Source organism: Arsenophonus nasoniae, from assembly GCF_004768525.1.
GTDB classification, from domain to species: Bacteria; Pseudomonadota; Gammaproteobacteria; order Enterobacterales; family Enterobacteriaceae; genus Arsenophonus; species Arsenophonus nasoniae.
The window spans coordinates 3,445,199-3,460,346 of the sequence record NZ_CP038613.1; the positions used below are offsets into that span (position 1 = coordinate 3,445,199).

The following is a 15,148-nucleotide window of genomic DNA, read 5'->3' on the forward strand; positions in this document are numbered from 1 at the left end:
TATTTTCAGCACCATTTGGTGCTGAATATTATTAAGCGATATCTAAATATTTATGCATTTGAACTGACAAGCGCCAATTACGCTTAATACAGGTTTCAATACAAAGGTTAGTTGCATTTGCGTTTTGACTAATCGGTTGCAAACAAATATGCGGTGCAGGGTGATTGGGCGCAAGCTGGTTAATCAAATATTCTAATGCATCAATATCTCTTTGGCGACCGACAGGATGTTTAATTTCATTGGCCCGATTTAACGCTGCCGGTAATATCTTATAACCCCCACGCATCGCCACTTTTGGCGATACGGTTACCCACGTTTTTTCAGAACAATAAATATTATGTGTTCCACTTGTTTCAATTTGACACTGATAACCTTTTTTTTCTAAGTTAGTAGTTAATTCAGTGAGATCATATAAACAAGGCTCTCCACCCGTAATTACGATATGACGTGCGGTGTAATGATTCTGTTCAAATAAATCAATAATTTGTTCTGAGCTACACGTTGCCCATTCCTCATTGTCGCTCTTTTTAGCTAAAATTATCGATAATGGCCGTTGCTGTTGCTTATTTTTAGCCCAAGTATGCTTAGTATCACACCAACTACATCCGACTGGACAACCTTGTAAACGAACAAAAATTGCTGCTACTCCAGTAAAATAGCCCTCTCCCTGTATTGTTTGAAAAATCTGATTAATTGGATAATCCATAACGTTCTCTAAAATAACTTAATAATTTGCCTATTATTGCAGATATCTATCCCTAGAACACCTTTCTTTATGTTATGGTAAACAACTTGTGCTTTGTAGTTATCAAAACCCTTTAGGTTGTGAACTGGGAGCATATCCAGCACATTAAAAGTAAGATGGAAAGACAACACATGAACAATACAAATCAACTTAAACGGGGATTAACTGGCAGGCATATTCGCTTTATGGCGTTAGGCTCCGCAATTGGTACAGGGCTTTTTTATGGTTCAGCCTCAGCGATTCAGGCTGCAGGACCTGCAGTACTGCTTGCCTATATGATCGGTGGAGCCGCAGTTTTCATGGTCATGCGAGCTCTCGGTGAAATGGCGGTTCATCATCCAGTACCTGGGTCTTTTTCACAATACGCCAGCCACTATATGGGACCATTAGCCGGTTTTCTAACTGGATGGAATTATATTTTTGAGATGTTAATTGTCTGTCTAGCCGACATAACCGCTTTTGGAACTTATATGCGTTTTTGGTTTCCGCATGTTGATCAATGGATATGGGTATTAAGTATTGTTCTTTTTATTGGCGCATTGAATTTGTGTCATGTGAAAATTTTTGGCGAAATGGAATTCTGGTTATCAATTATTAAGGTAATTGCCATTATTGCAATGATCATTGGCGGCGGTGCAATTATGTTATTCGGTTTCGGTCAAGGTACCGAACATCATGAAACAGGTTTATTTAACCTTTGGCAACATGGTGGTTTTATGCCAAATGGCATAGAAGGAATTATTGCTTCGTTAGCAATCGTTATGTTCGCCTTTGGTGGTATTGAAGTAATCGGCATTACGGCCAGCGAAGCTAAGGAACCAGAAAAAACCATCCCTAAGGCCATTAATGCTGTACCATTGCGTATATTACTATTTTATGGTTTAACGCTTTTTATCTTAATGTGCATTTTTCCTTGGAACCAAATTGGGCAGAATGGTAGCCCATTTGTGCAAATTTTTGCCAATTTAAATATCACTTCTGCTGCGAATATGTTAAATATTGTTGTCATTACGGCTGCCATATCTGCTATTAATAGTGATATCTTTGGAGCGGGACGAATGATGTATGGTATGGCTCAAGAAGGACAAGCTCCTCGCTCATTTATGAAAGTTAGCCGCACTGGTGTCCCCTGGATGACCGTGGTTGTTATGTCGGTCATCATGCTAATTGGCGTTTATCTCAATTATATTATTCCACAAGATATTTTTGTAATAATTGCCTCTTTAGCGACATTCGCTACCGTTTGGGTTTGGTTAATGATATTACTTTCTCAAGTTGCTATGCGCCGAAAAATGAGCGCTGAAACAGCAAGCAAACTGAAATTTAAAGTTCCATTTTGGCCGATTGGTCCACTCATCACCATCTTATTTATGATGTTTGTCATCGTGCTGTTAGGCTTTTTTAAAGATACACGCGTTGCACTGATCGTAGGAATGATTTGGATCGTATGCTTGTCAATGACTTACTACTTATTTGTTAAAAAAGAGAATATATCAACAAAATAACATTAATAGCTTCTATCATAATCAGATCGCGAACATAATGTTGAAAATAGAAGTGCTGAATCAGTATTTCTATTTTTTTGTTCTCTTATTAAAACTATTTGATACTAAATTTGACACAAATGGGATTATGATCAGAAGATTCCGTTTTAATCACTTCTGCATCGAGAAGAGTCAGACTACGATAAAAAACATAATCTAATGGGTAACCAAAAATTATAGTGCGCACATCGGGATCAAAATTGACCTCTTTCATTCGTAAACTGCGCGTGAAACGTTTAAGTGCATTAATACGTTGGCGACTCCAAGTATTAAAATCTCCAGCAAAAACCACTGGCCCTTGATGTCTTTTAATATGCTCCCCGATATTGTGTAACTGCCGACTATAAATATCTACACCAAAACTAAAATTAACCGCATGAATATTAATAATCATCAAATTTTGGCCATTATGTAGCGGATAAACGGTAATTAACGCTGATTTCGGTAAACGAAGTAACGGTTCTTTTTCGCGCAAAGGACAACAATAAATGGGATGGGATGTTGCTAGCGTCATTACTCCAGAAGCGTGTTGAGGGAAAACAATTGCCGGTACTTGATCAGCGACTAAATGTTGAGAGACGACAAAATCAATAAGTTGAGGTGAGGTTTGCGCTTCTTGTAATAAAATTAAATGTTTATCTATGACTAATTTATTTAAAACTGAATACCAGTTTGGACGTTGCTGTTTATAAATATTCCATGAAACAATGCTTAACTCATCACTTTCTGAGAATAGTGGCATCCCTATAGGTAAATCATCGTCGAGCGTATATTCAGATACAGGTAAAATACGCTTTGCCGGTTGGCCTGCAATATAGCGCACAGAATAAATTTTTTTTGCCACCTCAAATAGCCCTTAAAAATCGAATATTTATGAACCTAGCTAATACATAGATAATAGATAAAACTCATCATTTAGAAGCATAATTACATCCTAAAGTTCAAGAAAAATAAAAACAAAATACTTTATAAAAAACTATTTATATATTTAACAAGTTGTTTTTAATAAACGACAAAAGCCCTGTGATATTTTCACAGGGCTTACTGTCACCGATCATGCAAAACTGATCCACTAACGATCATCTAAAACTGATCCACTTGGTATTATTCGCACATTTTGTACGGATAATTTATGTTAACCAAGGAGATATTTGTGGATATTCATGTTCGCTTTGCACAAGGACAAAGCCTTCGAAAAATTGCCAGTGAGTTGGGTATATCCCGTAACACCGTAAAACATCATTTACAACAACAGACAATGCCAACTTATGCTAAAAGAAGTCAACAACCGACTAAATTATCCCCCTTTAAACCTTATTTGCTTCAGCGAATTGAACTGGCTAAACCTGATTGGATCCCTGCAACAGTCTTATTTGATGAGGTAGTTGAAAACGGCTATCAAGGTGGTATTGCTCAATTACGCCGATTTGTTTGTCAATTTAAACCAAGCATTGTTCCCGAAGTAGTCGTCCGTTTTGAAACACAGCCAGGTCAACAAATGCAAATCGACTTCACCAGCATCCGGCGAGGTAAAAAATCGCTGAAAGCGTTTGTTGCAACGCTAGGCTATTCGCGTGCGAGTTATGTAAAGTTCTTTGATAATGAACGAGCAGAATCGTGGCAGCAAGGTTTAAGAGAAGCTTTCGACTACTTTGGTGGTGTACCACAGGAAGTATTGTGTGATAACGCAAAATCCTCATCATCGAACGGGATGCTTATGCAGAAGGTGATCATAAATTACATGTCGAAATGCTTCAAATGTCGAAAGATTACGGGTTTAAATTGAAGGCTTGCAAGCCCTACAGGGCAAAAACGAAAGGGAAAGTAGAGCGCTTTAACCACTATTTAAAAAACAGCTTTATCGTGCCATTAAACACCGACCTTCGTGCTCATAATCTTGAACTGGATATTGAAATAGCTAATGCAAAAGTGGGTCCATGGTTACAACGCGTTGCCCATCAGCGAATTCATGGAACAACGTTAGAGAAGCCAGCAGATAGATTAGCTAAGGAAGTTAAGTCTCTTCTACCCTTACCAGCAAGGGTTTGCCAATCTATCCCACAGACTAATACGCTTAATATCCCTATCGTACCGCCCCTTGAATCTGTCAGTTTGCAACACTCAATCAGCGTATACGAAGCATTACTGGGAGGTGAACATGTTATTGCATGAACAAATTGAACACCTGTGTGAGTCATTGAAATTAAATTCTATTCCGACTCATTGGTCATCACTTGCCGAAAAATGCATTGCCCAAGACAAAAGCTACGGAGAGTTTTACTGTCCCTGTTAAAATGTGAGCAACAACAACGAGATGAACGAACTCGTAATCTTTTGAGTCGGATGGCAGGATTCCCAGCACATAAAGAACTTAATACGTTCGATTTTAAGTTTGCAACGGGGATCCCCAAACAACACATACAGGAATTAAGCGCATTAACGTTTATTGAACGTAATGAAAATGTCGTGTTGCTTGGCCCAAGCGGTGTAGGCAAAACGCATTTAGCTATTGGGTTAGGATTAAAAGCAGTACAGGCCAAGAAGAAAACCCGCTTTACCACGGCAGCTGAACTGATGTTGCAACTCTCAACTGCCAAACGACAAAATAAGCTCAAACAATATCTATCACGTTCGGTGATGGCCCCGAAGTTGTTGATTATCGATGAGATTGGATACCTGCCGTTTGGGCGAGAAGAAGCAAACCTGTTTTTCAATGTGATTGCCAAGCGTTATGAGCATGGCAGTGTCATATTGACGAGTAACCTATCATTTGGGCAATGGCCAAGTGCTTTTGCTGATGACGCAACATTAACTGCCGCTATGCTTGATCGTTTACTTCATCATTCGCATGTACTGCAATTAAGCGGTGAAAGCTACCGATTGAAAGATAAGCGGCGCTCAGGAGCAATAACTGAGTAAAACAGTGGATCAATTTTGATTGATCGGATTTAGATAAAAAGTGGATCAGTTTTCGGTGATCGTTGACACTTACTTCTGATATTATTGGCGGTGCGGACGGGACTCGAACCCGCGACCCCCGGCGTGACAGGCCGGTATTCTAACCAACTGAACTACCGCACCACCCGATTTATTTCACTAATGGCCTTAGCCATTAGCATTAAATTAAAGTCTGGCAGCTCCCTACTCTCACATGGGGAGACCCCACACTACCATCGGCGCTACGGCATTTCACTTCTGAGTTCGGCATGGGGTCAGGTGGGACCACCGCGCTATTGCCGCCAGACAAATTCTTTTTTACCTATCCCGTTTCAGTACGCTGCCATCTCGGCTAGCCTTTCGGCTCACTCGCCTACCTCAGTAGGTGCTCACCATCAACAGCGCCAGTTCACGCTCCTTCGCGTAATATCTCGTCAGGATAGACTCTTGAACAAGCTAAAATTCTTCTCTCTTCTCAAAACACCTTCGGTGTTGTCAGGTTAAGCCTCTCGGGTCATTAGTACTGGTTAGCTCAACGTATCGCTACGCTTACACACCCAGCCTATCTACGTCCTCGTCTCGAACACCCCTTATAGGACATTACTGTCAGGGAAGACTCATCTTGAGGCAAGTTTCCCGCTTAGATGCTTTCAGCGGTTATCTCTTCCGCACTTAGCTACCAGGCGATGCCATTGGCATGACAACCTGTACACCAGTGGTGCGTCCACTCCGGTCCTCTCGTACTAAGGACAGCTCCTCTCAAATTTCCTACGCCCACGACGGATAGGGACCGAACTGTCTCACGACGTTCTAAACCCAGCTCGCGTACCACTTTAAATGGCGAACAGCCATACCCTTGGGACCTACTTCAGCCCCAGGATGTGATGAGCCGACATCGAGGTGCCAAACACCGCCGTCGATATGAACTCTTGGGCGGTATCAGCCTGTTATCCCCGGAGTACCTTTTATCCGTTGAGCGATGGCCCTTCCATTCAGAACCACCGGATCACTAAGACCTACTTTCGTACCTGCTCGCGCCGTCACGCTCGCAGTCAAGCTGGCTTATGCCTTTGCACTCTATGCACGATGTCCGACCGTGATTAGCCAACCTTCGTGCTCCTCCGTTACACTTTGGGAGGAGACCGCCCCAGTCAAACTACCCACCAGACACTGTCTCTCACCCGGATAAGTGGTGCGGGTTAGAAATCAAACACAGCTAGGGTGGTATTTCAACGTTGGCTCCACGTAAGCTGGCGTCCACACTTCTTAGCCTCCCACCTATCCTGTACAATCAAGGCTCAATTTCAGTGTCAAGCTATAGTAAAGGTTCACGGGGTCTTTCCGTCTTGCCGCGGGTACACTGCATCTTCACAGGTTCTATGATTTCACTGAGTCTCGGGTGGAGACAGTGCCCAAATCATTACGCCATTCGTGCAGGTCGGAACTTACCCGACAAGGAATTTCGCTACCTTAGGACCGTTATAGTTACGGCCGCCGTTTACTGGGGCTTCGATCAAGAGCTTCGCAGAAGCTTACTACCCCTCTTAACCTTCCAGCACCGGGCAGGCGTCACCCCCTATACATCACCTTACGGTTTAGCAGAGACCTGTGTTTTTGATAAACAGTCGCTTGAGCCTATTCACTGCGGCTCTTCTGGGCGTTAACCCTAACGAGCGTGCCTTCTCCCGAAGTTACGGCACCATTTTGCCTAGTTCCTTCACCCGAGTTCTCTCAAGCGCCTGAGTATTCTCTACCTAACCACCTGTGTCGGTTTGGGGTACGATTAAGGATTACCTATCTAGCGGCTTTTCCTGGAAGTGTGGCATCAACTACTCGAGGAACCACCTTGGTCTCGTCATCACAGCCTCATGTTATGAGTGACGGATTTGCCTCACACCCAGTCCTACCGCTTAAACGGGCAATCCAGTCGCCCGGATAGCCTAGCCTTCTCCGTCCCCACTTCGAGTAAAACGATCCTAGGTGGTACAGGAATATCAACCTGTTATCCATCGCCTACGCCTGTCGGCCTCAGCTTAGGAGCCGACTAACCCAGAGCGGACGAGCCTTCCTCTGGAAACCTTAGTCAATCGGTGGACGGGATTCTCACCCGTCTTTCGCTACTCACACCGGCATTCTCACTTCTAAGCGCTCCACATGTCCTTGCGATCATGCTTCGACGCGCTTAGAACGCTCTCCTACCATTGTCCTACGGACAATCCACAGCTTCGGTAATAGGTTTAGCCCCGGTACATTTTCGGCGCAGTGTCACTCGACTAGTGAGCTATTACGCACTCTTTAAATGATGGCTGCTTCTAAGCCAACATCCTAGTTGTCTGGGCAACGCCACATCCTTTTCCACTTAACATAGATTTTGGGACCTTAGCTGGTGGTCTGGGCTGTTTCCCTTTCGAACACGGACCTTATCACCCATGTTCTGACTCCCAAGTTAAATTGATTGGCATTCGGAGTTTGTCTGAATTCGGTAACCCGAGAAGGGCCCCTCGTCCAAACAGTGCTCTACCTCCAATAATCATCACTTGAGGCTAGCCCTAAAGCTATTTCGGAGAGAACCAGCTATCTCCAAGTTCGATTGGAATTTCTCCGCTACCCTCAGTTCATCCGCTCACTTTTCAACGTAAGTCGGTTCGGTCCTCCATTCAGTGTTACCTGAACTTCAACCTGACCAAGGGTAGATCACCTGGTTTCGGGTCTACGACCAAATACTAAACGCCCTATTCAGACTCGCTTTCGCTACGGCTCCACATTAGCTGCTTAACCTTGCATCAAATCATAACTCGCTGACCCATTATACAAAAGGCACGCCATCACCCATTATGGGGCTCCCACTGCTTGTACGTACACGGTTTCAGGTTCTCTTTCACTCCCCTTCCGCCGGGGTTCTTTTCGCCTTTCCCTCACGGTACTGGTTCACTATCGGTCAGTCAGGAGTATTTAGCCTTGGAGGATGGTCCCCCCTTATTCAGACAGGATAACACGTGTCCCGCCCTACTCTTCGAGCTCACGATACTAACACCTTCGGATACGGGGCTATCACCCTTTATGGCTGGCCTTTCCAGACCCTTCTCCTGATGCTAATATCGATGCTGACTCCGTATAGAGTGTCCTACAACCCCAACAAGCAAGCTTGTTGGTTTGGGCTACTCCCCGTTCGCTCGCCGCTACTAGGGGAATCTCGGTTGATTTCTTTTCCTCGGGGTACTGAGATGTTTCAGTTCCCCCGGTTCGCCTCGTTTGACTATGAATTCATCAAACGATAGTGCATTAATGCACTGGGTTTTCCCATTCGGACATCGCCGGCTATAACGCTTCATATCAGCTTACCGACGCTTTTCGCAGATTAGCACGTCCTTCATCGGCCTCTGACTGCCTAGGCATCCACCGTGTACGCCGCTTAACCTAACCCGAATCTTTATTTCCGTTCTATAGGTTACGCGTCAGCAATCTTGTGAGTGCTCTTTTGTACGCTGCGCTGACTTCCTCGAATTCACTGCTTCATAACTCCTAATACACTCGGTTTTGGTTCTCCACATCTATTTTTCTTAATAATGTAGTTTTCAATTTACAAGTTCTTGTTCCAGTCAATTGTTAGCATACTGCATTGTTATCATTACTCGTTGGATACTTAATCATTATAGTAAACTCCGCTTTAAAACAACCCAACGCATTGTATGCGAACCGCTTTCTTTGAAAAAGAAGATATGTTGAATGTTATAGAAACATTCAAAACTGAATACAATATGTCAATGTTATTCCTTCATCTTGTGTGAACATATTCCGAATCTATCCTCGGTAAGGAGGTGATCCAACCGCAGGTTCCCCTACGGTTACCTTGTTACGACTTCACCCCAGTCATGAATCACAAAGTCGACGGTAAGCGCCATGAAGGTTAAGCTACCTACTTCTTTTGCAACCCACTCCCATGGTGTGACGGGCGGTGTGTACAAGGCCCGGGAACGTATTCACCGCGACATGCTGATCCGCGATTACTAGCGATTCCGACTTCATGGAGTCGAGTTGCAGACTCCAATCCGGACTTCGACGTACTTTCTGAGTTCCGCTTCCCCTCGCAGGCTCGCCTCTCTCTGTATACGCCATTGTAGCACGTGTGTAGCCCTACTCGTAAGGGCCATGATGACTTGACGTCATCCCCACCTTCCTCCGGTTTATCACCGGCAGTCTCCTTTGAGTTCCCGACCGTATCGCTGGCAACAAAGGATAAGGGTTGCGCTCGTTGCGGGACTTAACCCAACATTTCACAACACGAGCTGACGACAGCCATGCAGCACCTGTCTCAAAGTTCCCGAAGGGCACGCCTCTATCTCTAAAAGCGTTCTCTGGATGTCAAGAGTAGGTAAGGTTCTTCGCGTTGCATCGAATTAAACCACATGCTCCACCGCTTGTGCGGGCCCCCGTCAATTCATTTGAGTTTTAACCTTGCGGCCGTACTCCCCAGGCGGTCGATTTAACGCGTTAGCTGGAGCACTAAGTGACCACAACCTCCAAACACTTCGACATCGTTTACAGCGTGGACTACCAGGGTATCTAATCCTGTTTGCTCCCCACGCTTTCGCACATGAGCGTCAGTCTTTGTCCAGGGGGCCGCCTTCGCCACCGGTATTCCTCCACATCTCTACGCATTTCACCGCTACACATGGAATTCTACCCCCCTCTACAAGACTCTAGCTAACCAGTCTTGAATGCCATTCCCAGGTTAAGCCCGGGGATTTCACATCCAACTTAATTAACCGCCTGCGTGCCCTTTACGCCCAGTAATTCCGATTAACGCTCGCACCCTCCGTATTACCGCGGCTGCTGGCACGGAGTTAGCCGGTGCTTCTTCTGTCGCTAACGTCAATTGCTAAGCTTATTAACCTTAACACCTTCCTCACGACTGAAAGTACTTTACAACCCGAAGGCCTTCTTCATACACGCGGCATGGCTGCATCAGGCTTGCGCCCATTGTGCAATATTCCCCACTGCTGCCTCCCGTAGGAGTCTGGGCCGTGTCTCAGTCCCAGTGTGGCTGATCATCCTCTCAGACCAGCTAGAGATCGTCGCCTAGGTGAGCCTTTACCCCACCTACTAGCTAATCTCATATGGGTTCATCCGAAGGTGTGAGGCCAGAAGGTCCCCCACTTTGCTCCTTAGAGATTATGCGGTATTAGCCACCGTTTCCAGTGGTTATCCCCCGCCTTCGGCCAGATCCCCATACCTTACTCACCCGTCCGCCGCTCGCCGGCAAGAAAGCAAGCTTTCTCCCGCTGCCGCTCGACTTGCATGTGTTAGGCCTGCCGCCAGCGTTCAATCTGAGCCATGATCAAACTCTTCAATTAAAAGTTTGATGCTCAAAGAATGTTTTACTGGCCGTAACGCTTTTTTGCCACTTTGTCGGCCTTCTATCGCCTTCGCTGTTGGCCAAAATAACGTTACTGCTTATTAGTTCATATATGAATTAACTGTTTGTCACTCTTTAAGACTTAATCTTCAAATAGTTTTTGATGATGTCTTGCGAGTGCCCACACAGATTGTCTGATTAATTGTTAAAGAGCGTGCGACTGGAGTCGCGAGGTGGCGTATACTACGCTTTTCACCTGTAAAGTCAAGTAGTTATTTCTACTTTTCTTTACCCTGCGTCGCTAAAATCCACTTCAAGTGATTGGTTCTATACTGACTCAGTGGGGGCGCATTATAGGGAGTTTTACGCGGCTGGCAAGTAATAATTTGTAAACTTTAGCTGTTTGCTCTTTTTTTCGACAAAAATGCGAAGAAGTAGCCATTTTTAATGCAATTTTTATTTAAGCGCATTAAATTCACGCGCAAAGTATTCAACTTTTTGCCAATCAGTATATTCAATTTCTTTATTTATATTCGTTTCTCCGCCCGTTATTTTCATAATAAATTGGATCATAATACGATCAAACCAGTTATATTGGGGATAACATAGTGCGCCGGCAAACACACTAGTGATAGTCGGTCGCCACGGAGTTTTAGCTAAAAATTTACGTACATAAACATTTGTTTCAGGTGTATCTTTACCTTTTTTCCTGGCCGTTAGATTAACGCCAAAAAATGCACTTGGCATGGTATTCAACTCTTTTTGGTGATTTTGCGCAAAATTTAATACGGCAGGATTAAAATGACCATAACGTATTGAGGCTCCAACTAATACTTTTTGGTAAACAGAAAGATTAAAATTTTTATCCATATTTAAATCTCTGACATCACATTGTTTACCCTCTTTACGTAAATATTCAGTAATTTTAAGTATTATCTTTTTAGTCTGTCCATTTTCACCAGAATAAAGTAGCAAATAGCTCATGAGTTACCTATAAAATTATATAAAGAATTATTCCCGCCAAAAGGTTGGTGTGAAAAGAACCAGTAAGGTGAAAACTTCCAATCGGCCAAATAACATAGTAACGATTAGGATCCATTTTCCCGTTGGATTCATGGTGGTAAAATTTTCAGCTACCGAGCCTAATCCTGGCCCTAAATTATTGAGTGTTGCTGCAATTGAGGCAAAAGCAGAAAACTCATCTACACCGGTAGCGATTAACAATAATAAACTGATAAGAAAAACTAAAGCATAAGCAGAAAAGAAACCCCAAACGGCTTCAATAATACGTTCAGGTAATGCTCTAGCGCCTAATTTTATCGTGTAAACAGCATTTGGATGTACCAAACGTTTTAACTCGCGAGAACCCTGCAAGAATAATAACAAAATTCGAATAACTTTTAATCCACCTCCAGTTGAGCCTGCACATCCGCCGACAAAAGCTGCACAAAGTAATAATATTGGTAGGAAAAGTGGCCAATTTGCAAACCCATCGGTACTAAAACCGGCTGTTGTTGCCACAGAGACAACCTGAAAAAAGGCTTGATCAAATGTTTGAAAAAGTGAGTCGTAAACTGAGTGATATAGAAGTACTAACGTACAAATGACGATCAATACTAACTGAAAACCGATAAATACTCTAAATTCGGGATCACGCCAGTAAATTGTCAAACTACGACCGGATAAAACGGCAAAATGAAGACCAAAGTTACAGCCAGAAATCAGCAAAAAAATAGCAATAATGGTGTTGATAGCAGGGCTATTAAAGTAGCCAATACTTTGGTCATGAGTAGAAAATCCACCAATAGCAACAGTAGAAAAACTATGGGAGATAGCATCAAAGACGTCCATGCCAGCTCCCCATAATGCGATCACGCATACTATAGTGAGTAAAACATAGATTAACCAAAGTGTTTTTGCCGTTTCCGCAATCCTTGGACGCATTTTATTATCTTTAAGTGGGCCAGGCATTTCTGCCCGATAAAGCTGCATTCCCCCTACGCCTAATAAAGGTAATATGGCTACCGCTAAAACAATGATCCCCATACCACCTAGCCACTGTAGCATCTGTCGATAAAAAAGTATTGCTTTAGGTAAAGCATCTAACCCGACCAATGTGGTTGCTCCAGTTGTTGTTAAACCGGAAAATGACTCAAAAAAAGCATCAGTAACCGAAAGATGAGGCCGATCAGCAAAGATAAAAGGTAATGCCCCAACACTACCTAACACGGTCCAAAAAAGGGCAACGATCAGAAAACCTTCTTTAGGTTTTAGATCATGTCGATTATTTCGGTTTGGGATCCATAGGAGCAAACCGATAATTAACGCCGCGACAAAGGTCTGGCTAAAAGCACGCCCTGCTCCATCTCGATAAATCAATGCCACTATGCCTGGAATAATCATAGTGACAGAAAATAAGATAACAAGTAGCCCAACAATTCGGGTTATTGCTCGAAAATGCATGAATGGTTCCTTGAAAATCAAGTTATAACATTAAGATTTAGGGATTAAATTTAACGCGCCTCTACTCAAATTACGTAATTTATCAGCAAACTTTTGTTCAGCATTGGCAGGAAGGGAAATTTCTAATATCACATTTTCACTATATTCCCGCACAAGGATCTGCCCTGCTGATTGTTGTATTAGTTGCTCAACCATTTTTATATGCGCATATTCACAATATATTAAATAATATTTTTGTAGTACTTTTTGCTGCGTGTTTAAAAGACTCAATGCTTGTTGAACACTATTACCATAAGCTCTAACCAATCCCCCAGTTCCCAATTTGATACCACCAAAATAACGAACCACAACCACGCTAATTTCACCAATATGGCTAGCTAATAACTGGGTGATCATCGGCTTACCTGCTGTTCCTGTTGGCTCGCCATCATCAGAAAAACCTAACTGTTGACAATCATCAGGTCTACCTGCGACATAAGCCCAACAATGATGTCGGGCATCCGGGTATTTATGCTTGATAGTTTGGATAAAATTTTTCGCTTCAACAACACCATCAGTATGTTCCAAATAAGTAATAAAACGGCTTTTTTTAATCTCTTCGGTAACCACAACCGATTCTGCAGGTATCAAATAGGCATTCATTATTTTAAATGTAAATTACGCGTCATATTTTCAACTTTATTTTCATATATGATGATATTATCTTCGATACGAATACCACCATTTGGCATAAGGGACGCAATTTTATGCCAGTTAAAAAATTTACTAAACGATCCTTCACGCCAAGGAGCCAATAATGTCTCTATGAAGTAGAGACCAGGTTCAATAGTTAATACCATACCAGGTTGCAAGATCCGTGTGCAACGTAAGAAAGGATAACAGTCTGGTGCAGCCAAAACAGCTCCTGTTTCATCCTGCATAAATCCACCAACATCATGAACTTGTAATCCCAAAAGATGACCTAAGCCATGGGGAAAAAAGGGGGTTGTAAGCCCCTCTTTTATCATTGCCTCTTCACTGATATTGCAAATAATGCCATGATCTAGCAGTAAAGATGCAATATGTTGATGCATCCGATAATGATATTCAGTATAGCGAATACCCGATTTAATTGTATCGATCAATATCTGTTGTTTACTATCCAGGTCGTTAATCAAATTAGCAAATTCATTATTATTTTTGCCCGCATATGTACGCGTAATATCTGCGGCATAACCATGGTATTCAGAACCCGCATCAATTAAAAAACTATACATTTTTTTGGGTGGTTGATATTTCAATTTAGTGTAGTGGAGTACTGAACAATTTTCATTGAGAGCAATGATATTACTGTATGGAACGTCGATATTTCGCTGACCCGTTGCCTGCAAGTAACTAATATTAATATCAAATTCACTCGCTCCTTGATAAAAAGCCTCGCGCGCAGCATGATGACCCGCTATTGCCATTTTCTGCGCTTGCTGTAAGCAACTTATTTCATAGTTTGTCTTATAAGCACGATGGTAATGAAAATAATCTAACACCGATTTATGATTAATATTAACCGCTGAAATACCTAATTCCTTAGCTTGAACAATAGATTCACCAATATAACCAATATGCTTTTTATCTAATTATAACAATCCTTGTTTAATATCATTAGCCTGTTTTAAATGAAACAACTCAAACTCTTTTACCCAAAAGCTGTCCGGTAAGGAGTCAATACTATGCCAATAATCAATTGGCGAATAAAACCATAATTTAGGCTTGCTCACTCCATCAACTAATAACCAACAATGGGCAACTTGAGTAATAGGTAACCAAGCCTTGAAATGTGGATTAGCTCTAAATGGATAATGATAATCATCAAGAAAAACGCCTTGTGGCTCTCCAGAATGGATAAGTAAGGCATTCAATTTATTATTTTTCAATGCATTCTGTGTACGTTGCTGTAATATTTTAATATGTTCTTGATATTGACTAGCAAGATTTTCCATTTTTAGTTCACCTGTTTTTTTATCTCTAATATCCAGCAAAATACCACATTAAATATTATCATTAATTTAATGAATGCGTTTTCCCAATTAAAGTGTCTTCTTTTTATTAATAAAAACAAATAAGTAA

Annotated in this window: 6 protein-coding genes, 1 tRNA gene, 3 rRNA genes and 3 pseudogenes; 3 read left to right on the forward strand and 10 right to left on the reverse strand. The window is 42.4% G+C overall.

What is annotated here, in order from left to right; translation table 11 throughout:
• Positions 1–31: 31 nt before the first annotated feature.
• Complete coding sequence (gene queE / locus ArsFIN_RS17410) at positions 32–706, reverse strand: 7-carboxy-7-deazaguanine synthase QueE (RefSeq protein WP_026823627.1); 675 nt, start codon at positions 704–706, stop codon at positions 32–34.
• Between the two features lie 170 nt (positions 707–876).
• On the opposite strand from queE, the gene ArsFIN_RS17415 reads away from it, so the two are divergent.
• Entirely contained in the window at positions 877–2,250 is a 1,374-nt protein-coding gene (locus tag ArsFIN_RS17415) for an amino acid permease (RefSeq protein WP_026823628.1), read from the forward strand.
• A gap of 94 nt (positions 2,251–2,344) precedes the next feature.
• Here ArsFIN_RS17415 and ArsFIN_RS17420 read toward each other — a convergent pair whose 3' ends face one another.
• Positions 2,345–3,133 (reverse strand): endonuclease/exonuclease/phosphatase family protein, encoded by a 789-nt coding sequence (locus ArsFIN_RS17420; RefSeq protein ID WP_026823629.1) that lies wholly within the window; start codon positions 3,131–3,133, stop codon positions 2,345–2,347.
• Positions 3,134–3,421: 288 nt separating this feature from the next.
• On the opposite strand from ArsFIN_RS17420, the pseudogene istA reads away from it, so the two are divergent.
• Positions 3,422–4,461 (forward strand): annotated as a pseudogene (gene istA, locus ArsFIN_RS17425) (IS21 family transposase).
• A pseudogene (gene istB, locus ArsFIN_RS17430) lies at positions 4,448–5,208 on the forward strand (IS21-like element helper ATPase IstB). The pseudogenes istA and istB overlap by 14 nt, the downstream one beginning before the upstream one ends.
• An 85-nt stretch (positions 5,209–5,293) precedes the next feature.
• Here istB and ArsFIN_RS17435 read toward each other — a convergent pair.
• The 8 genes and pseudogenes from ArsFIN_RS17435 to pepQ all read right to left on the reverse strand — a co-directional run bounded on the left by ArsFIN_RS17435 (position 5,294) and on the right by pepQ (position 15,021).
• Positions 5,294–5,370, reverse strand: a tRNA-Asp gene (locus ArsFIN_RS17435).
• 47 nt (positions 5,371–5,417) lie between these two features.
• Positions 5,418–5,533, reverse strand: a 5S ribosomal RNA gene (rrf, locus tag ArsFIN_RS17440).
• Between the two features lie 189 nt (positions 5,534–5,722).
• Positions 5,723–8,649, reverse strand: a 23S ribosomal RNA gene (locus tag ArsFIN_RS17445).
• A 388-nt stretch (positions 8,650–9,037) separates the two neighbouring features.
• Positions 9,038–10,580, reverse strand: a 16S ribosomal RNA gene (locus tag ArsFIN_RS17450).
• Together the 16S, 23S and 5S rRNA genes with 1 tRNA gene alongside form the textbook arrangement of a ribosomal RNA operon.
• Before the next feature lie 458 nt (positions 10,581–11,038).
• Positions 11,039–11,566 carry a menaquinone-dependent protoporphyrinogen IX dehydrogenase gene (gene hemG, locus ArsFIN_RS17455; protein ID WP_026823771.1) on the reverse strand — a complete coding sequence of 176 codons (528 nt, stop codon included), beginning with the start codon at positions 11,564–11,566 and terminating at the stop codon, positions 11,039–11,041.
• Positions 11,567–11,593: 27 nt separating this feature from the next.
• Entirely contained in the window at positions 11,594–13,045 is a 1,452-nt protein-coding gene (gene trkH, locus ArsFIN_RS17460; RefSeq protein WP_026823772.1) for a Trk system potassium transporter TrkH, read from the reverse strand.
• A 30-nt stretch (positions 13,046–13,075) separates the two neighbouring features.
• Positions 13,076–13,687: an IMPACT family protein gene (locus ArsFIN_RS17465; protein ID WP_026823773.1), complete on the reverse strand. Its 612-nt coding sequence runs from the start codon at positions 13,685–13,687 to the stop codon at positions 13,076–13,078.
• Positions 13,687–15,021, reverse strand: a pseudogene (gene pepQ, locus ArsFIN_RS17470) (Xaa-Pro dipeptidase). Before pepQ ends, ArsFIN_RS17465 begins: the two are co-directional and overlap by 1 nt.
• Positions 15,022–15,148 lie beyond the last annotated feature (127 nt).

Bases quoted from the DNA above. Each gene is read 5' to 3' on its own strand.
- queE (WP_026823627.1), bottom strand. From the start codon at position 706: ATGGATTATCCAATTAATCAGATTTTTCAAACAATACAGGGAGAGGGC.
- ArsFIN_RS17415 (WP_026823628.1), top strand. From the start codon at position 877: ATGAACAATACAAATCAACTTAAACGGGGATTAACTGGCAGGCATATT.
- hemG (WP_026823771.1), bottom strand. From the start codon at position 11,566: ATGAGCTATTTGCTACTTTATTCTGGTGAAAATGGACAGACTAAAAAG.
- trkH (WP_026823772.1), bottom strand. From the start codon at position 13,045: ATGCATTTTCGAGCAATAACCCGAATTGTTGGGCTACTTGTTATCTTA.
- ArsFIN_RS17465 (WP_026823773.1), bottom strand. From the start codon at position 13,687: ATGAATGCCTATTTGATACCTGCAGAATCGGTTGTGGTTACCGAAGAG.